The 18,699-nt window shown below is 45.7% G+C and carries 16 protein-coding genes; 11 read left to right on the top strand and 5 right to left on the bottom strand.

Going from position 1 to position 18,699, the window contains the following annotated elements; genetic code table 11:
* The first annotated feature begins 57 nt into the window (after positions 1-57).
* On the top strand, positions 58-2,358 hold the full coding sequence (locus tag L3C95_RS17080; protein ID WP_236389318.1) for a S9 family peptidase: 2,301 nt from the start codon (positions 58-60) through the stop codon (positions 2,356-2,358).
* Positions 2,359-2,408: 50 nt separating this feature from the next.
* Here L3C95_RS17080 and L3C95_RS17075 read toward each other — a convergent pair whose 3' ends face one another.
* Entirely contained in the window at positions 2,409-2,729 is a 321-nt protein-coding gene (locus L3C95_RS17075; protein ID WP_236389317.1) for a winged helix-turn-helix transcriptional regulator, read from the bottom strand.
* A gap of 244 nt (positions 2,730-2,973) precedes the next feature.
* On the opposite strand from L3C95_RS17075, the gene L3C95_RS17070 reads away from it, so the two are divergent.
* From L3C95_RS17070 to L3C95_RS17060, 3 genes are read left to right on the top strand one after another with little or no spacing between them, the layout of a single operon-like run.
* Positions 2,974-3,969: an MBL fold metallo-hydrolase gene (locus L3C95_RS17070; RefSeq protein WP_236389316.1), complete on the top strand. Its 996-nt coding sequence runs from the start codon at positions 2,974-2,976 to the stop codon at positions 3,967-3,969.
* A 7-nt stretch (positions 3,970-3,976) separates the two neighbouring features.
* A complete protein-coding gene (locus L3C95_RS17065) occupies positions 3,977-5,383 on the top strand; it encodes a M20/M25/M40 family metallo-hydrolase (RefSeq protein WP_236389315.1) in 1,407 nt (468 codons plus the stop codon).
* Between the two features lie 4 nt (positions 5,384-5,387).
* Complete coding sequence (locus tag L3C95_RS17060; protein ID WP_236389313.1) at positions 5,388-5,804, top strand: RidA family protein; 417 nt, start codon at positions 5,388-5,390, stop codon at positions 5,802-5,804.
* A gap of 92 nt (positions 5,805-5,896) precedes the next feature.
* On the opposite strand, the gene L3C95_RS17055 is transcribed toward L3C95_RS17060, so the two are convergent.
* Positions 5,897-7,438 (bottom strand): FAD-dependent monooxygenase, encoded by a 1,542-nt coding sequence (locus tag L3C95_RS17055; protein WP_236389312.1) that lies wholly within the window; start codon positions 7,436-7,438, stop codon positions 5,897-5,899.
* A 40-nt stretch (positions 7,439-7,478) separates the two neighbouring features.
* A complete protein-coding gene (locus L3C95_RS17050; protein WP_236389311.1) occupies positions 7,479-8,294 on the bottom strand; it encodes an AraC family transcriptional regulator in 816 nt (271 codons plus the stop codon).
* 222 nt (positions 8,295-8,516) lie between these two features.
* Here L3C95_RS17050 and L3C95_RS17045 point away from each other — a divergent pair, with 222 nt between their 5' ends.
* The 3 genes from L3C95_RS17045 to L3C95_RS17035 all read left to right on the top strand — a co-directional run bounded on the left by L3C95_RS17045 (position 8,517) and on the right by L3C95_RS17035 (position 10,820).
* A complete protein-coding gene (locus L3C95_RS17045) occupies positions 8,517-9,248 on the top strand; it encodes an SDR family NAD(P)-dependent oxidoreductase (protein ID WP_236389310.1) in 732 nt (243 codons plus the stop codon).
* Positions 9,249-9,350: 102 nt separating this feature from the next.
* Positions 9,351-10,025 carry a hypothetical protein gene (locus L3C95_RS17040; RefSeq protein ID WP_236389309.1) on the top strand — a complete coding sequence of 225 codons (675 nt, stop codon included), beginning with the start codon at positions 9,351-9,353 and terminating at the stop codon, positions 10,023-10,025.
* Positions 10,026-10,232: 207 nt separating this feature from the next.
* Complete coding sequence (locus L3C95_RS17035; protein ID WP_236389308.1) at positions 10,233-10,820, top strand: sugar O-acetyltransferase; 588 nt, start codon at positions 10,233-10,235, stop codon at positions 10,818-10,820.
* On the opposite strand, the gene L3C95_RS17030 is transcribed toward L3C95_RS17035, so the two are convergent.
* A complete protein-coding gene (locus L3C95_RS17030) occupies positions 10,804-12,342 on the bottom strand; it encodes a SulP family inorganic anion transporter (RefSeq protein WP_236389306.1) in 1,539 nt (512 codons plus the stop codon). The genes L3C95_RS17035 and L3C95_RS17030 overlap by 17 nt on opposite strands.
* 228 nt (positions 12,343-12,570) lie before the next feature.
* Here L3C95_RS17030 and L3C95_RS17025 point away from each other — a divergent pair, with 228 nt between their 5' ends.
* The 3 genes from L3C95_RS17025 (at position 12,571) to L3C95_RS17015 (ending at position 17,091) form a co-directional block, all read left to right on the top strand.
* Positions 12,571-14,196, top strand: coding sequence for a M1 family metallopeptidase (locus tag L3C95_RS17025; RefSeq protein WP_236389305.1), 1,626 nt, complete (start codon positions 12,571-12,573; stop codon positions 14,194-14,196).
* A 286-nt stretch (positions 14,197-14,482) separates the two neighbouring features.
* A complete protein-coding gene (locus L3C95_RS17020) occupies positions 14,483-15,283 on the top strand; it encodes a hypothetical protein (RefSeq protein ID WP_236389302.1) in 801 nt (266 codons plus the stop codon).
* Positions 15,280-17,091 carry a DUF262 domain-containing protein gene (locus tag L3C95_RS17015; RefSeq protein ID WP_236389300.1) on the top strand — a complete coding sequence of 604 codons (1,812 nt, stop codon included), beginning with the start codon at positions 15,280-15,282 and terminating at the stop codon, positions 17,089-17,091. Before L3C95_RS17020 ends, L3C95_RS17015 begins: the two co-directional genes overlap by 4 nt.
* Before the next feature lie 236 nt (positions 17,092-17,327).
* On the opposite strand, the gene L3C95_RS17010 is transcribed toward L3C95_RS17015, so the two are convergent.
* A complete protein-coding gene (locus L3C95_RS17010; protein ID WP_236389298.1) occupies positions 17,328-17,714 on the bottom strand; it encodes a hypothetical protein in 387 nt (128 codons plus the stop codon).
* A gap of 70 nt (positions 17,715-17,784) precedes the next feature.
* Here L3C95_RS17010 and L3C95_RS17005 point away from each other — a divergent pair, with 70 nt between their 5' ends.
* A complete protein-coding gene (locus L3C95_RS17005; protein WP_236389296.1) occupies positions 17,785-18,519 on the top strand; it encodes a hypothetical protein in 735 nt (244 codons plus the stop codon).
* Positions 18,520-18,699 lie beyond the last annotated feature (180 nt).

The raw sequence follows: 18,699 nt of genomic DNA, 5'->3' as shown, positions 1-18,699 counted from the left end.
CGCAGAATCTTTACCTTTAAGCCAGCATCTAACTTGCCCAAGCATCTGGAATTGACTATGAACAAATTACTTTTAACCGTTTCCTGTGTTATTACAGTCTGCAGGCTGAATGCTCAGCAGCCTGTTCCCATCGACGACTACCGCTTTGCAGAAAGCCGGCTTATTTACAATACTGATCCGTTGGTAGACAATATCGCCGGCGCTCCTGAATGGCTGGAAAATGGCAGCTTCTGGTACCGCGTATTGACTACCCGCGGTAGGGAATTCATACTGGTCAATCCGGCCAAAGCTACACGTACCACCGCCTTTGATCAGGAAAAAGTAGCAGCAGCTTTGTCCAAAGCTACAGGTACAAACTACAGGCCCTATGCCCTGCCGTTTCGCTTTTTCCGGTTCACCAACGACAATAAAAGCATCTCGTTTAATATAGCAGGCGAGGAGTGGAGTTGCGATCTGCAGTCCTATCAATGCCGAAAAACCGGGCAACAGCCATCAGGGACTAGTGTCAGCGGTACCTGGAATGAAGTGGTCTCTCCGGATGGCCATCTCGCTGCATTTATAAAAGACCATAACTTATGGGTGCGCGAACTACCCAATGGGCCTGAGCGTGCGCTTACCACCGATGGTGTTAAGGACTTTGGTTATGCTACGGACAATGCCGGCTGGAGCCACAGCGACAAGCCTGTATTACGCTGGTCGCACGATTCCCGTAAGATAGCGACCTTCAAACAGGATCAGCGCCAGGTAAGCGATATGTACCTTGTTACTACCAATATCGGTAAACCAACGCTGATGGCCTGGAAGTATCCACTGGCGGGTGATTCAGTCATCGCTATGATCCATCGGGTCATTATCGACGTGAACCAGGCAAAGGTGATCCCTTTACAGGTACCTGCCGATCCGCATCGCGGCACCTTAAGCGATGATATATCTTCCAGCGGCACCTTCGACGATGTCGACTGGAGTGACGATAATACAGAGCTGGCATTCGTATCTACCTCCCGTAATCATAAACATGAAAAAGTGCGTATCGCCAACGCTGCTACCGGTGCTGTTCGAGAGGTATTTGAAGAGAAAGTAGCCACGCAGTACGAATCCGGACAGGATGCCATTAACTGGCATTATCTGAAGAAGTCAAACGAGTTCATATGGTATAGTGAACGTGATGACTGGGGACATCTGTATCTCTACAACGCAGCGACAGGGGCTTTAAAGAACCAGATCACCAAAGGGAAATGGCTGGTGACCAGCGTAGAGCGGGTCGATGAAAAAAGCAGGGTGATTTTCTTCAACGCTTGTGGCCTCGATACGCGCAATCCCTACTTCAGTCACTTCTGCAGAATAAATTTCGATGGTAGTGGCTTCGTTGATCTGACTCCGGAGACGGGTAACCACAAGCTGACTTTCTCACCGGATGGTCAATACTTTATAGACAATTACTCACAGCCAGATGTTCCTGCTACAACAGTATTACGCAATCGCCAGGGTAAACTGCTTGTAAGCCTGGAGAAAACCGATGTTACACGTCTTAAAGCTACAGGCTGGAAGCCGCCAACGCCGTTTTCAGTTAAGGCGCATGACGGGAAAACGGATATCTATGGCTTGCTGTTTACACCTACGCACCTGGATAACAACAAGAAATATCCCATCATAGATTATATATACCCTGGTCCGCAGGGAGGCGGGGTGCGCACCTGGTCATTCGTGTCGGCCCGTCTGGACCATCAGGCACTGGCAGAGCTGGGATTCATAGTGATGGTACTGGAAGGTACCAGTAATCCACTGCGCAGCAAAAGTTACCATGATATGAACTACGGTAACATGGCAGAAAATACATTGCCCGACCAGATCACCGGTATTCGTCAGCTAGCGGCGCGTTATGCGTATATCGACACCAGCCGTGTAGGCATCTGGGGACATTCAGGAGGTGGCTTTGCTACTGCTGCCGCCATGTTCCGTTATCCTGATTTCTTCAAAGTAGGTATTGCAGAATCAGGCAACCATGAAAATCGTAACTATGAAGATGACTGGGGAGAGCGTTATAACGGTCTTACGTCAGAATCTGATTACGCTAAACAAGCCAACCCGCTTTACGCCGGCAACCTGAAAGGGAACCTGCTGCTGGCGCACGGTATGATGGATGATAATGTACCGCCTTATAACACTTTCTTAGTGGTAGATGCTTTGACAAAAGCTAACAAGGATTATGATCTGATCATATTCCCGCAGGCCAGGCATGGTTTTGCGGCGGACGGTCCCTATATGATGCGCCGCCGTTGGGATTATTTTGTCCGCCATCTGCAGCAGAAAGAGCCGCCAAAAGAATATCAACTGGTAAGTAAACCAGATCCAAGATAATAACAACAAAGAAGGTGTATCGACTGGTACACCTTCTTTGTTATCCTATTTCACACCTCTTTGCTTAAAAGCGGTTGTTTGCTGGGGTTCGACAGGTACTGTGCTCCCCATTCATCCATAACGCTGATGACCGGCAATAGTGAGTTACCCAACTCAGTTAAGAAATACTCCACTTTCGGGGGGAGAACCGGATATACAACCCGCTCAATGATACCATGTTCCTCCAGTTCCTGGAGCTGCTGGTAAAGTACTCTTCTGCTCGCTTTAGGATTTAACCGCTGCAATTCGCTGGGCCGTCTGTGACCATGCCAGATATTATGGATCAGGCAGGGCTTCCACTTGCCCCCGATGATTTCCATAATCATCGCCATCCCGCAATCTAAGTCCTTCGGAATCTTTCTCTCAAACATTGCAAACATCGTTGAGGTAACAAAATTAACCAATAATACCCGGATAGCGCATAGAGATAATTTTAGCCCTATGCTATAATGAAGTACGTACTTGTCCAAAGTGTACCGTCGGCATAGCTTTGTATCCGTTTTTAGCGCCTTCCTGAATCAGGCCTGTAAGGAAGACAATGATCTGATCAAAAAATATATCCAAAAATATTTCAAGATGACAAACGTAAAGATTCTTTTTAATCGTTTTTTTCTGAAGCTAATTCTCTCCTTTGGTGTGATGATGGGTGCCTCGCTGTATTATGCGCCGCTTACTTTCGCACAACATACAAAGGTACTGGCTCAGCCAGGCAGTTATCATATGTTGCTGGGCGATATCGAGATCATTGCATTCTCTGATGGGAGCGTGCCTCAGGATCTGGACAAACTGCTGACCAATACTCAACCGGGAGAAGTCAAAAAATTAACCGAACTAAACTTTCAGACACCGGTAGTAGAGGCTTCTGTGAATGCGTACCTGCTCAAGATCAACGGTAAACTCATCCTGGTGGATGCGGGCACGGCTGACTTATACGGTCCTTCACTCGGCCATCTTCCTGCGAATATGATCCGTGCAGGTTATAAACCTGAACAGATTGATGCAGTATTGGTAACCCATATTCATACCGACCATACCGGTGGTTTAATGGCTGGCGATAAAATGGTGTTTCCGAATGCAGATATCTATGTTAGTAGGAAAGAGGCTGATTATTGGCTGAGTGATGAGAACTATGCAAAAGCTCCTGCCAGACTGAAACCGTATTTCGATCAGGCACGGCTCAAAATGACCCCATACGTTAAAGCCGGAAAGCTCAAAACGTATGAATATGGAAAGGAACTGTTTCCTGGTATTCTTCCTGTTGCCAGCGCCGGACATACACCTGGACATAGCTTTTACCAGGTAACCAGTAACGGAGAGAAAATAATGTTCTGGGGCGATATCATGCATTCAGCCGCTGTGCAGTTTGCAGATCCTGACGTTACGATCGTGTATGACGTTGATCCTGCAACAGCTGCCCAGGCGCGGAAGAGAGCCTATGAGGATGCAGCGAAGGGAAAGTACTGGATAGCTGCAGACCATTTATCTTTCCCTGGCATAGGTCACATACGTAAGCGCGAAACCGGATATGGCTGGTTCCCGATTAATTATACAACAAGTGGTGTGGGACAATAACGAGTTTATGAACAAGCTATTTAAATTTTTCAGACAACATACATTTTCCTTTGTCTTTTCAGCAGTCATTACTTTGATGATCACATCAGCAACTGCACAGGTACGTGATACCGCTGATTCGCTCATGATCCGTAAACTTTACGATGTAGTATTATCAGGTGAAGAAATGGATGCAAACCTGCGTTACCTGAGCCGCCATATCGGGGCCAGGATGACGGGTTCAGAACAGGCAAAGCAGGCTGTTGACTGGGCAAGATCTACGATGTCCCAATATCGTCCGGATAGTATTTATCTCCAGCCAGTCATGGTGCCGCATTGGGTAAGAGGTGCAAAAGAATCCGCCTGGTTTACCACAGGCGGCAGCAGCGTAAAGCTGGATCTAAGTGCCTTAGGAGGATCTGTGGGAACAGGTGGCACATTAACAGCGCGGGTAGTAGAAGTAAGATCCTGGGCAGAGCTATCCTCACTTAGTGACGAACAGGTAAGAGGTAAGGTCGTCTTCTTTAACCGGGCGATGGACGCGCGTGAGGTGGAAACGTTCAAAGCCTATCTGGCAGCTGCTGACCAACGGGCACAAGGTGCTATTGCTGCATCAAAGAAGGGTGCGATCGGTGCGCTGATCAGGTCATTGACGCTGGCGAAGGACGACTATCCTCATACAGGCGCTATGAGCTACGATGCTTCGGTAGCGAAAATTCCAGCTGCAGCCTTAAGTACCAATAGTGCCGATAAACTGAGTGAAGCATTGAAGAAAGACCCTAAGCTGCAGGTCTCGCTGAAGATGAATTGTATACAATTGCCGGATGTCCTTTCATATAATGTTATTGCAGAACTCAGGGGCGCTATACATCCCGAAGAGTTTGTAACTGTCGGTGCGCATATAGATACCTGGGATGTAGGCGAAGGCGCGAGCGATGACGGAACCGGGGTGGTACAGGCAATGGAGGTATTGAGAGTATTTAAAGCAACCGGTCTGAAGCCCGCCCGGACCTTACGGGTGATACTTTATATGAACGAGGAAGCAGGCGCACACGGTGGTGTAAAATACGCGGAACAGGCTAAGGCGCGTAACGAATATCATGTAGCAGCTTTAGAATCGGACGCCGGCGGTTTTAGTCCCCGGGGATTCAGAATAGAAGCCTCACCCGAAGTGGTAGCCAGGTTCAAAGAATGGGCATTGTTATTAGCGCCTTATAAGGCTGGTGATGTCCAGTCGCAACAACGGGGCGTTGACCTGGTGCCTATGAAGGGAATGGCAAAAGCGCTGCTTAGCCTCGACTGCGACGACAGCCGGCTGTTTTATATTCATCACAGTGCATTGGATACTTATGATAAGATAAATCCCCGTGAGGTGGCTATGGGCGCTGGCGCCATGGCTGCCATGACGGCTCTTTTATGTAAATACGGATTGTAAGAAAATGAAAACATTTATAGCATTCACAATAAGCAGCATACTATCGCTGTTCGCGATAACTGCACAGGGACAAACTGCAGGTGCTCAAGCCAAGCCATTTAGTGACTATACAGTCCGTAATGGACTGGTGTTTGTATCCGGACAGATTGGTGTTGCATCTAAAGATAATCAAGGTGTAGCGTTCAGGGAAGAGGTAAGCCAGGCCTTAAAGAACGTAAGCGCTATTTTAAAGCAAGCTGGTACTTCTTTAACACAGGTAATCAGCGTCACCGTGTATCTGCGCGACCTTAATCATTTCGGGGAGTTTAACAGTATCTACAGGCAATACTTTCACAAACCATATCCTGCCAGAACCTGCATAGCCGTCAGTGACCTTGTCCAAAATGCCAATATCGAGATCAGTGTCATTGCGGGTAAATAGTCGTTTGCTTTTTCATGGCATACATGCTGAATCAAATCGCACAATAACGGCTTCCGCTGCTCATAATGAGTGGGGAAGCCGTCTGTGTGTAGTCAAATAAACCAGCGATCAGCAGCCTTTTGGAGTTCGCCATAATCCAGGTCCATGTCGGAAGCCCAGGCAATAATCCCATCAGGGCGTATCAGCGCGGCGCTTACACCTAACCGGTCTTTTACGCTGCCTGAAACATAGCTGATTCGGCTCCCATATTTATCCGCCAGCGTTTTCAGAGAAGCATTCATTTCAAAATCGAGCAGTAGTCCCCGGCCATCCTGCATTAACCCGCCAATGTTTGTACCGTCTTCAAAGACAAAGTTGGGGATGCTGTGGCCTGTCAGCGCATGGCTACCACCAAGAGGATAGTGTGTGAAAATGCCCCACACCCTTCCTGCAAAATAAGTGGCGCCATCGCGTGTATGCACGAGATCGCGGACAATTGCATTCAGTGCGCGGGCATGTGGATCTGGTCTCATAATGGCGACCTGGGCGCGTGACCAATCCAACACCTGTGCCCCAATGGGATGTCGTTCGGTATGATAACTGTCCAGCAAGCCTTCGGGCGCCTTGTTGTGAATGGTGGCGGCGAGCTTCCAACCCAGGTTCATGGCATCACCCAGTCCAAGATTAAGTCCCTGACCTCCCAGTGGAGAATGAATATGTGCGGCATCTCCCGCCAGAAGTATCCGTCCTTTGCAGTATGTAGTGGCTTGCCGTGCCCGGTCCGTCCATGTGGTAGCAACATGCAGGGTGTTGATCGTAACGCCCGTATTTGAGACGCGGCGTAAAACCTCCTGCACATGTTCCAGTGTGACCGGCTTTTCTGCGCTATGAAATGCTCCGCCATCAAAATCCTGTATCATCACATAACCTGGTTGGGATTGAAGGTACATGCCCGTTGATGTCAGATTCCGGCCTGGACGGAGTTTCTCAGGATCGGCAATATCGACCTTAGTAGTGTAGCCGGTGAATGCCGGCTCCGTACCGGCAAATTCAAAACCACCCAGCTTGCGGACAATACTACGGCTTCCATCGCAGCCTACGAGCCATTGACCTTTAAAGGACTGGTCGCCCGACAGGACGGTCACTCCGTCCACGGTTTGATGGAAGTCTGTAACGGCAAGTCCACGCTTGATCAGTACACCAAGAGATGCAGCGCGCCGGGTCAGTACTGTTTCAAGCTCCTCCATTTCAGCTATCAGACTGGTGTCGGTCGAACCTGGCAGACGATACTTCCACTGTGCGGTGTCAATATCACTTTCATGAAAAGGAATGCCCGCAAAGTGGCCTACCTGGCGTAGTGGTCCTTTTACTGTAGTTGTATGCGGATTTTTAAGACGCCTGGGCACCTCAAGTTCATCCAGTAAACCACGTCGGTAAAGGGCTTCAATAGTAGGGGCAGAGAGGCCCCGTATGCCAAAAGGTACTTGCTTCAATGGTGAGTGCAGCTGCTCCGCCTTTTCCAGTATCAGGACTGAACATTTGGCCATGGCCAGTTCACAGGCGAGGAACAGGCCTACAGGCCCTGCTCCCGAGATGATCACATCATAAATAGATTGGCTTTCTGCGGATGTATTGCTTTCAGGTATAACGTTCATATAAACTAATTGAAGCACAAAATTGGGGAATGCGCCTGCCTTAGTCTTGTATAAACGCGACAAAATCGTCGCTTACTGCCTGTTTCGCTTTCTTCGCTTTTCGTGCGAATACCCCTGGTGTAGTGCCGCTGTAGCGTTTGAATTCCCTGCTCAGATGTGATTGATCCGTATAACCCAGTTCTTGAGCCAGGCCGGCTATATTGGAATCAGGATATAGCCATAATTGATTCCGCACCTTCTCAAAACGCATCAGCCCTGAAACATCTTTAACGGTATAGCCGGAGGATTGCTTGAAATTCCTTTCCAGCGTGCGAACCGTTGCATGAGCTGCCGCTGCTATCTCGCTTACCGGCATATTGCCGTTCGTCTTCTTCATAGCGAGGCCCGCTTTGAACAGCATACTGTCAACGGCAATCTGCGACCGTGCATGCAGGAAATACTGCTGTACCTCCGCCATTGCTTCATCTATCTTACCGGCTTCCATCCACTTGCTCAGGGTAGATTGAAGCTGAGCGATAGGATGCTCAAATACATGCACCCGGTCTTTTCCTGACGGCAGTCCCAGTAAATCGAACACCGTCCATGGAAAGCACCTGATACCGATGATCTCTAAACGATTTTTTGAGTAAAAGGTAATAGGCTGGTTGAGCAAGCCGACGATAAACGGTGATGGCAATGCTTGCAGGTCTTCATTGTTAGCAATACTACAGCCGCTTCCGAAGTGAAAAATAATTTCGGCGTAACCATCCGGTAATACCTCAAAACCCGATTGTAGTTCTCCGAGGTCCCTTCTTTCATACCAAAAGCATTTTATGGTATCCTGTAGGGCTTCAGGAGATTCAAATTCCTGGTGCATGTTTGAAAGATATGCTATTTCAAGGGATTGCTTTCAGAATCTTTATTTCAACCCTTAAAACATGAGGTCCCTTTTCGTAGTTCTAATGTACTTACCGGTATCCGAAGGTGTCCACAAACCAGCTTAATATATACTGCGGAGCTTTACAGATGTTATGATCGGCGGCATGACATGGCATCTTTGAAAAAGTACTACCTTTCGTTGTAATAACAATGTTAGCCTATGGCAAGAGTATTCATCACCGGCTCCGCAGATGGCCTTGGCCTGCTATCAGCAAAAACACTAATAGATGCCGGACATCAGGTCGTTTTACATGCACGTAACGAAGAGAGAAAAAGTGAGACGATAAAGAAACTGCCAGGTGCTGAAAGTATTTTAACGGGCGACTTGTCAGATATTGAGCAAACGAAAAAGCTTGCTCAGGACGTGAATGAATTAGGCATGTTCGATGCGGTAATCCATAATGCCGGCGTTTACAATGCTTCAGCCAGGCAGATTCTTCATGTCAATATATTAGCTCCCTATATTCTTACATGTTTAATTCAAAAGCCTAAACGACTGATCTACTTAAGTTCCGGCATGCACTTTCAGGGGAATGCTAATTTTGATCTGTTAAACAATAGTAACCGCGTAACCTATTCTGATTCAAAGTTGCTTTTGGTAATGCTCTCCATAGCAGTGTCACGAAAGTGGACGGACGTCTATTCGAACGCCCTCGACCCTGGATGGGTGCCGACAAAGATGGGTGGAAGGGGGGCGCCCGATAACTTGCAAAAGGGATATGAAACGCAGGTATGGCTTGCTACAAGCAACGATGAAAAGGCGAAAGTTAGTGGCCATTATTTCTTTCATCAAAAAGAAAAACGTCATAACCCCGAAGCTGACAATATTGTATTGCAGGAAAGGTTGCTGGAAGCTTGCAGAGAACTTACAGGGGTTTCATTTCCTGATTAGTTATACTTGACTACACAAATTCGGATCAGCTGACAATCAGGTCAACTACCAGTTCCCATTTGATCGTATACAACATAAAAGAATAAATTAGATATTTGAATAATGGAGAACAAACAGACTTTAGGTGCGCCTGCATCTATGGATGAATTAAAAAAGCAATACAGTGAACAATACTGGTGGGAATGGTTTGAAGAAACTGCATCATTGAATGATGACGAGGTTTCAATTAAACATATCCCAGGGCCATTAGAGATTGACGGTGATTTCACCCTGGAGGAAGATCCCTGGGCGGTCATCATCGATGGCGATGTGGCGATAAAAGGAACCTTTATTTGTAAAACACCCGAAGGGCGTACGAGTACATTGGTGATTTTGGGAAAACTGAAGGCGGATAATCTTTTCTTTTCAGGCAGTGCGCGTCTGGCAATTGAAGGCGATACCACGGTGGACGGCTTTGTTGTGGGCACGTGGGGAGATGGGGGAGCAAGCCTCGATGTAACAGGAACCCTCACTGCACGCGGTGTATTGCTTGATCAGCATACGCCGGCAAAAGCGTCAGAGGAAATCGATGCCCTGATCATGTGCGGCGAGGGCTGGCCAACAAAACCCGATTTCCTGGACGGCGACGAGCCTGAACTATTTGATCCCGCCGTGCGCGAGAGAGGTGGCGACTTCGTTGATTTAAACCTTGTTCGTAAGGCAGCGCAGGCAGGAGCACCCGTATTCAACCAGGTTGTAGAACTGGCAAAACGGAAGGATAAAGGATTACCAATTTAAAAGAATGTAAGGCTGTATTTAGTGAGGCGCATTATCAATTCCCTTAGACGAGGCGTTAGCTGATGAAGATTTTAAAGAAGTAAGACCAGATCTATTGCAGATATAGGAGCAAGCATAACTCGTAGTTGTTTATTAAACCACTTCTGATGAATGCAGGCACATTTACAGTTGTAACGCGCGCATTTGCAGCTAAAGAAACGATGGACGATGAGTAATGATAACACCAGGATAGTTAACAGAAGAACGCCGGAATCGGCGGCTATGGTGGCAAATACCAAACGGGCGATGGAGATCACTGCCAGGATTAACCGTTTGACATTTAACGACGCAGATGAAGTTCGTGCTTTGTTCAGCCAACTTATCTGTAAACCGGTAGACGATAGCTTTTTACTACTCCCGCCATTCTATACTGCCGGCGGAGACGAAATCAGCGTTGGACGAAATGTCTTCGTCAATCAGAACTGTACGTTTTATGACCTCGGTGGCCTCGAAATCGGAGACGATGTGATGATCGGGCCGAATGTGAGCATTATCACGACGAGCCATTCCCTGGATACTTCACAACGCCGCGCTGTTACAATTGGAAAGCCCATCGTGATTAAGAGGAACGTGTGGATTGCAGCCGGTGCAACCATTATCGGAGGAGTGACTATAGGTGAAAACTCAGTTGTAGCTGCCGGGGCCGTAGTCACGAAGGACGTTCCGGCGAATATGCTTGTCGCCGGCAACCCCGCCCGCGTCATCCGTTCAATTGGTGATCAATTGAAACAACAGCGTCCTAGTGCAGATCTGTAGCCACTTTGTAATACGGATCTTCAACGACATTTACTTCAATCACAGCTTCAGCGTTTTTAAGCAGCAGGCGGCAGTCTTCACTGAGATGGCGCAGGTGCAGCTTTTTGTTTAATTTCTGGTAGCGTTCTGTCAGTTTACTCAAGGCTTCAATGGCGCTCATATCAGCTACACGGCTTTCTTTAAAATCTATGATCACTTCAGCCGGATCGTTCGCTACATCAAATTTTTCCAGGAAGGCGCTAACAGAACCGAAGAATAAAGGCCCGAAAATCTCATAGTGCTTAACACCCTGTTCATCGGTATACTTCCTTGCACGTATGCGTTTGGCGCTTTCCCAGGCAAAGACGAGTGCAGAGATAATAACACCTATCAGTACCGCCAGAGCAAGGTTGTGCAACCATACCGTGATAACGGCAACCAATATGCCCACCGCAACGTCGTGACGCGGCATTTTGTTTATTATACGCAGACTGATCCATTCAAATGTTCCAATAGCCACCATGATCATTACCCCTACTAATGCCGCCATTGGAACATGCTCTATGATAGGAGCCCCGAAGAGAATGATCAGCAGGATGGTAATTGATGCTATAATCGCCGATAATCGTGCCCTGGAACCAGCAGATAAGTTAACAAAAGATTGCGCGATCATTGCACAGCCGCCCATGCCCGTGAAAAAGCCATTCACTATGTTGGCTGTCCCCTGTGCTACGGCTTCTTTATTACCTTTTCCTTTGGTACCAGTGATTTCATCTACTACGTTCAGTGTGAGCAGGCTTTCTATCAGACCAACGCCTGCCATGACCAGCGAGTATGGGAAGATAGTCTTGATTGTTTCGAAACCGAAAGGGACGGACGGGATATGGAATGAAGGAAAGCCACCACTGATGGATGCGATGTCTTTTACCGTTTTTGTCTCGATGCCGAATCCTAAGACGATCAGGAAAACAACAATAATGGCTACGAGCGATGCTGGTACTGCTTTTGTGATTTTTGGAAAGGTGATCACAACAAGTATCGTCAATGCAACCAGACCGGCCATAATCCAGAGTGCAGATCCGCTCAGCCATACAGTACCGCCGCTGGTAGATGTCTTAAATTGTTCAACCTGTGCCATAAAGATGATCACAGCAAGTCCATTTACAAATCCATACATAACAGGTTGGGGCACCAGGCGGATAAATTTCCCCAGCCTGAATATTCCGACAGTAATCTGGATGAGCCCCGCTAATGCAACTGCTGCAAATACATATTCAACCCCGTGTGACTGCATTAAAGCGATTAAAACCACCACCGTAGCGCCTGCACCACCAGATACCATTCCCGGCCGGCCTCCCAGAACCGCCGTAATCAGGCCCATTAAAAATGCAGCATACAAGCCGGTTAAAGGCGAGAGTCCTGCTAAAATGGCAAAGGACAAGGATTCAGGAATCATAGTCATGGCCACGGTTAGCCCTGCCAATATTTCGGTCTTGTAATTAACTTTCTGCGAAAAGTCAAACAGATTAAAGTAGGCCTTCATGCTGAAGATTAAAAAGTATTAAATGAATAATGAAGTAGTTGGTTTGAATGAACAGTAAGGCCCCGGGCAGAGAAGCCGGGCGTGTACTGATAGCCGATTGGTTGGTGCTATCAAGGTGGTGTAACCGGAGATGATGTAGTTGCTTTGTTCATTTCGGAGCAAAAATAGCAAAAAGCGGCGTTTTTCGTCTACCTTTTTAAATTAAATGATTGGGAGGTATATTTAACTATGATTAAATACGTGTTGCTTACACTCCTTATCTCGCTTTATGCTATGCCTGCCAACGGCCAGGCAATATCTGGCAGCAGCAGAGAAACTATGCCAGCAGATGTTGCTCAGGAATATCGCTGGTGGAATCTATTGAAGTACACGATTGAGGTCACCCCTGACTATCGGAAAAAATTTATTTCAGGCAACAACAACATCAGTTTTGAGGTGCTGAATGCCGGAAAGGTAATGCGCATCAGCCTTCAGGAACCGATGACAATAACAGCTGTCACCTGGAAGAAAAAACAGCTCTCTTTTGAAAAGAAGGGCAACGACACTTACCTGATCACCTTCCCACAGGAATTAATTGTTGGCGACAAGCAAACTATATCGGTCGCTTTTAGTGGGCACCCGCAGGAAGCAATAAGACCGCCCTTTGGAAGCGGTTGGATTTGGACTAAAGATGGAAAAGGCCGCCCATGGATGAGTATAGCCTGCGAGGGGGCAGGCGCCAGCATCTGGTTGCCTTGTAAGGAGGTTTTATATGATGAACCTGATAACGGCGCCTCCGTTAGCATCACAGTTCCGGATACGCTGGTGGCAATAGCAAACGGAAGACTACAGCAGAAGACAATAGGTAGGAAAGGCACAGTTACATACACGTGGACGGTGACCAGTCCTATTAACAACTACAATATTATCCCCAGCATTGGAAAATATGTTGGCTGGCATAGGCAATATAACGGATTGAAAGGTCCGCTGGATTGTGATTACTGGGTGCTGGATTACAACAGGAAGAAGGCGGAAGCACATTTCCTACAGGCCGACACCATGTTACATGCTTTTGAATACTGGCTGGGTCCATACCCCTTTTATCAGGATAGCTACAAACTTGTAGAGGCTCCTATGCCCGGCATGGAACACCAGAGCGCTGTAGCATACGGTAATGGATTCCGGAACGGTTATGAAGGAACGGATAGGATCTCTGGAACGGGGTGGGGGCTGAAGTGGGATTTTATTCTTATTCATGAAAGCGGGCACGAATGGTTTGGCAATAGCATCACATCCGGTGGCTTTGGTGAAAGCTGGATCCATGAAGGCTTTACGAAATACCTGGAAACGCTTTATACTGACTTCGTTTTCGGGAATGCCGCCGGCAATGAGTACGCTATCGGCACATGGAAGCGTATAAAAAATGATGAAGCTATCATCGGTACTAATACCTCAGACAAATACTACAAGGGGAGTGCTATGCTCCATACTATCAGACAGATTGTAGGCGATTCTACCTTCAGAGGGTGGTTGCTGCTCTTAAACAAAGAATTATATCATCAGACTGTCTCTACAGATCAGGTGTTAACCTTACTCAATCAGTATTCCGGAAGGAATTTTTCAAAAGTATTTGCCCAGTATTTAACAACAACCCAGATTCCTACACTCGAATATTCCTTTCACGAGAATGAATTAAGCTACCGGTGGACGAATTGTATGCAGGGCTTCGACATGCCCTTGAAAATCTTATTCGAGAATCGTATACCGATGTTAATTACTCCAACTACTGAATGGCAGCGAATACCTCTTCTGGAAAGGGATATCCGGAGTTTGTCCGCGGATAAAAACTACTGTGTCAGGGTTAAACAGTTATAGGAAGTCCAAAATAGTTGCCATAAACGGGTCTTGTAGCACCAGTACTAGCTTGTGTAGGCTCAGTAATGCCCGTTAACCATTGTCACAGGTGCCAGCCAGGGTATACATTAATTAAATTATACTTTCGATAAAGATCCTATCTAAATTAAAACTGACATGTTACCATATTTGGATATCTGCAACTGTATATATATGTTAAATAATATCAGGTACTCCAGACTAAGGCCCGCACCCCTGTGGGGAGCATGCGTTCTAATATCGGCGTGCCCCCTCAAACCGATCAGAAATGTCAAAAAACCTATTTATTGGCAATGAAACTATGTGGCTCGACCTGGCAGAATCTGCAAATGATTATGCCTTTTTCTTCTTAAAATACTGGATACCGTTCAATGCATGGTATTATAATACTTATAAGTTAGACAATGACCGGTTACATATTGAAGAACTAAAATCCAACACGAATCCGATAAAAGATAAGATCATCGCACTATTGGGTTCATCTACAAGCGAAGGCCTGTATTTTAAAAGCTCCATGGGATTGCTGCACGAAACGTTGGAGAATAACAATATAAAAAGCGCCGGACACCGCATTTGTTTTTCAGACCTATACTTCAGAAAGAACACTGCTTATATAAAAAACAGTCCATACAAAGGAGTCAGGTATTTCGTCGAATATACAAGCAGTAGTAAGAGCTATAGAGTTGTCGTTGAAATGATAAAAGGTGGGAAAAAAATGCTCTTTATGAACAATGCCATTAGAGACATGGAGCACCTGAAGTCGGAAATACAACGTTCCACCCTGAGTAAAGACCAGTGGGAGGTGTTGATCATTTATTTCAAGGAAGTATCTCCCGAGAGAAAAGAAAGCCTTATGAGCAATAACCGGCAGCAGGCATTAAAGATCGGTAGCGGCTATTTCATAAAGGATACAGAGTTAATAGCAAGAGCTGTAATAGAAGTGCTCTACAACTTGCGTTGCGTCCTGTTTCATGGCGAAATAGTACCCAATGCGCAAAATCTTTCCGCCTATGAACATGCCTATCATATATTAAGAATGTTAGTTAAAACTTTAAAAAGCAAACCATGAGCTCAATTGCAAACAATATACAGGCCGATAAAAGGAAGCTGACTGAACTACTTCATGGAAAAAAATATACGGTGGACTACTTCCAGCGGGAATATAAGTGGGGGAAAAAGCACATTGAACAGCTTTTGGTGGATCTTGAAGCGGCCTTTATGGCCGACTATACACAAGATGATACCCTCGATAAGGTAGTGCGTTACAATTGCTACTATCTTGGCCCGATCGTGATCTGTGAGACAGGCAAGGCGCGATCCATTGTTGACGGGCAGCAACGGCTTACGTCCATAATGCTGCTGTTAATATATCTCAATAACCGGCAGGTTAATTTTGCCGAAAAGGAGGATATCGAACCACTTATCTTTTCCAGAAAGGGAGGAAGAAGCAGTTATAATATCGACGTTCCCAGTAGAAACTCAATATTAGATGCGCTATTTAAGAATCAGGAATTCGACATAGAAACGAGCACAGATTTTTCTGTAAGAAATATGTACGACAGATATCTTGACATAGCCACTCTGTTTCCTCCGAGCCTCACGGAGTCTAACTTGCCGTTATTTATCGAATGGTTAAAAGAAAATGTAGTATTTGTGGAAATTCTTGCCTATTCGAGTGAGAACGCCTATACTATATTTGAGACAATGAACGATCGTGGTCTGAACCTGACGCCCACCGAAATGTTGAAAGGATACCTGTTAAGTAATGTGAACGACGCTGATAGGATCGAAGAGATCAATGAGCTCTGGAAAGACAAAATCTCTATCTTTCATAGCTATTCCCCCCAGGAAGATCAGGAATTTATAAAAGCCTGGCTACGCAGTCATTTTGCAGAGACCATTCGATCATCGGCAAAAAGTGCAACAAATGAAGACTTCGAGAAGATAGGCACCCGGTTTCACACCTGGGTTAAAGATAATCCCAGGAAAATCGGCTTGTCCGACCCGGATTCATTTTTTTACTTTATTAAAGGTGGCTTTGATTTTTACTCAACACTTTATATGAGGATCCTTGATGCGACAGATAACTTAACAACTGGCCTGGAAACCCTTTTTATAGCTTCTTATTGGACAATCGCCGATTCGCTTACATTCCCTTTATTGCTAGCGTCCATCAACAAGCTGGATGATGAAGAAACCATTGTAACAAAGCTTAACAACACATACAAATTCATAGATACTTATACCATAATAAGGACATTAAACAATAAAAGCATCACACAAACATCGGTACGCTATATCATCTATTCTTTGGCCAAAGAAATCAGAAACAAAAGTCTGGATACTTTAATGGCTATATTAAGTGGCAAACTAACTTCGTTAAGCGAAAGCCTCATTGCGATATTCGACTTCTCGTCAAGCCATGATAATAAGAAATTCGTTCATTATTTTCTTGCAAGAATAACCTATTATGTTGAGCAAAAATACAGCGATAATACGCTAAGATTTGAAGACCTGGTATCCAGCAGAAAGAAAAATCGCTTTGTATTATGTCCAATACTCAACGAACATCATTACGACCGATACAGGAAGGATTTTCCCAATGAAAACATTTTTCGTGCAACCTGCCGGAGCCTGGGGAATTTCTTGTTGCTGCCAAACAATTGTGCCATGGAGTTCAATGCTCAAACTAATTACGAGAAACTCCAATTATTAGAAGGCGAGAACCTTTACGCATTATCATGTTTAAAGGGAGCCATGCTGGAGGAAAACCTGATATTGAAGCCAATCAGGGCTTTGAATGCCGAAGCCATTCTAAAACGGACCGAGAGTTTATACGCTCTTGCAAGAAAAATATGGAATAACGAACTCGTGTAAGCTTCGATGGGCGCTAGGGTTAGCTAACACTGAAAGTCGCGCCATAACAATGTAAGTTGACTGTCAACAATCAAACATCGTATAGAGCTATAGAAAAGACCTTGTACATACACGACCAGGGTAGGTAAGAGGCGGCAGGTGGACTACTGGCTGAAAGTGGTTGGCTCCTGTTAAAAAGCTGCCGGGACTAAACGACCTGGCAGCTTTATTTTTACCTGATAAACAAAATATAGGTATTACCACTCAGGAATGATGTCAGTTTCTACGGGATCTACTCCCTCGTCAGGGTCAGAAGGAATGGCCCTGTCGGCAATGATTCCATCTTCAAAATGAATAACACCGTCAGATTGTATCATCGGTATTTTTACGATAGCTTTCCCTTTGGCATCAATACCGGCGTAAACCAGGGTCTTTTTGCCATTTTCATTTAAAGCAGGATAAACGACAACTCCTTCACAACCGGGTTGTGCCAGGATCTTGTCCATAATATCTCTACCAATAACATGTCCATAGGCCTGTTCGGGATAAACATCAAAATAATCTTTTACTAATTTGGTACCTAGTTCGATACCTACGTGCTCGCCTATTTGAGCAATGGGGCGTTGATGGGTTTGGGTTTGCATCTTTCAAAGGTTTTGTCTAATATAAAATAAAAGAATCGTATTTTTTACGACAATATTAAAATTGCGTAACATGCTCCCTATCACCAAAAGAAAATTGGCAGATGAATATGGTATTGACTATGACATTGCCACATTCTTTGCAGACCGGACCCCTCCCAATAACAATCATTTCTGGAAAGGAAAATATGTTTATTTGTCCAATTCATTAGGCTACACTATTATTCCCTTCCTTTTTGACGCACAATATAAACTTGGAGTGGAAAAGTCCATCCTGCTGGATGAAAAGCATATCCGGCTAATGGAAGATGCATTTGATCTGATGGCAAAGTATGAGGCAAAGCAGATCGGCTACGAAGATTTTATTGGTGCCTGTAAGATACTATACACTCCAACTGTTGTGAACAGCATTTTTTTCAGTGACCTGCTCCTGCATTTGAACAACGGGAAGCCTTTGCAATATGCACTGGGATCGTCTGTAAAGGCGCTAAACCGGGCGGATGCCTTTTTCTTTACTTTATGCGACATCCCGGTTGAAGAACAGTTGCTACAGCGTATTATAAAAGCATGGTCGTATGTAAAGGTCAACGCCCTGATATTGGATGATATCAGCGACCTGGAATCGGACAAAATAGATGGGGAAGAGAATTCAATTATTGAATTGGGCGGTAATGAGGCTGCCATGGAGAAGATTCAGTCTATCTTTAAAGAGAATGTAAGATCCCTGGCATGTATCAACAACAAACTGGCCCATTATTTTGAGACCGGTATGGCTCACCTGCAGAAACGCCTAACCTTCAACTCCTAGCCAACCATTGGCCACTGATCCTTCGCTTGGGGCGTAAAATAGTATTAACGATTTTATTAACGTTTTTCGGGAGAGCACAAGAATTAGAGGAGCAAAAAAAAGAAAGCCCTACTCAGTAAGGCTTTCTTTCGTGAACCGGATTGGTTCAGTATAAATTAATGCAAGTATTTGGCATTTAAG

The sequence above is a fragment of the Chitinophaga filiformis genome (genome assembly GCF_021646545.1).
Classification (GTDB): Bacteria; Bacteroidota; Bacteroidia; order Chitinophagales; family Chitinophagaceae; genus Chitinophaga; species Chitinophaga filiformis_A.
The sequence above is the reverse complement of the archived record's forward strand: the minus strand, read 5'-3'. Positions and strand labels throughout refer to the sequence as shown.

Coding starts and splice junctions, on each gene's coding strand:
- L3C95_RS17005 (WP_236389296.1), top strand. CDS start 17,785: ATGCTCCCTATCACCAAAAGAAAATTGGCAGATGAATATGGTATTGAC.
- L3C95_RS17040 (WP_236389309.1), top strand. CDS start 9,351: ATGGAGAACAAACAGACTTTAGGTGCGCCTGCATCTATGGATGAATTA.
- L3C95_RS17020 (WP_236389302.1), top strand. CDS start 14,483: ATGTCAAAAAACCTATTTATTGGCAATGAAACTATGTGGCTCGACCTG.
- L3C95_RS17070 (WP_236389316.1), top strand. CDS start 2,974: ATGACAAACGTAAAGATTCTTTTTAATCGTTTTTTTCTGAAGCTAATT.
- L3C95_RS17045 (WP_236389310.1), top strand. CDS start 8,517: ATGGCAAGAGTATTCATCACCGGCTCCGCAGATGGCCTTGGCCTGCTA.
- L3C95_RS17065 (WP_236389315.1), top strand. CDS start 3,977: ATGAACAAGCTATTTAAATTTTTCAGACAACATACATTTTCCTTTGTC.
- L3C95_RS17030 (WP_236389306.1), bottom strand. CDS start 12,342: ATGAAGGCCTACTTTAATCTGTTTGACTTTTCGCAGAAAGTTAATTAC.
- L3C95_RS17075 (WP_236389317.1), bottom strand. CDS start 2,729: ATGGCGATGATTATGGAAATCATCGGGGGCAAGTGGAAGCCCTGCCTG.
- L3C95_RS17050 (WP_236389311.1), bottom strand. CDS start 8,294: ATGCACCAGGAATTTGAATCTCCTGAAGCCCTACAGGATACCATAAAA.
- L3C95_RS17060 (WP_236389313.1), top strand. CDS start 5,388: ATGAAAACATTTATAGCATTCACAATAAGCAGCATACTATCGCTGTTC.
- L3C95_RS17025 (WP_236389305.1), top strand. CDS start 12,571: ATGATTAAATACGTGTTGCTTACACTCCTTATCTCGCTTTATGCTATG.
- L3C95_RS17055 (WP_236389312.1), bottom strand. CDS start 7,438: ATGAACGTTATACCTGAAAGCAATACATCCGCAGAAAGCCAATCTATT.
- L3C95_RS17035 (WP_236389308.1), top strand. CDS start 10,233: ATGAGTAATGATAACACCAGGATAGTTAACAGAAGAACGCCGGAATCG.
- L3C95_RS17015 (WP_236389300.1), top strand. CDS start 15,280: ATGAGCTCAATTGCAAACAATATACAGGCCGATAAAAGGAAGCTGACT.
- L3C95_RS17010 (WP_236389298.1), bottom strand. CDS start 17,714: ATGCAAACCCAAACCCATCAACGCCCCATTGCTCAAATAGGCGAGCAC.
- L3C95_RS17080 (WP_236389318.1), top strand. CDS start 58: ATGAACAAATTACTTTTAACCGTTTCCTGTGTTATTACAGTCTGCAGG.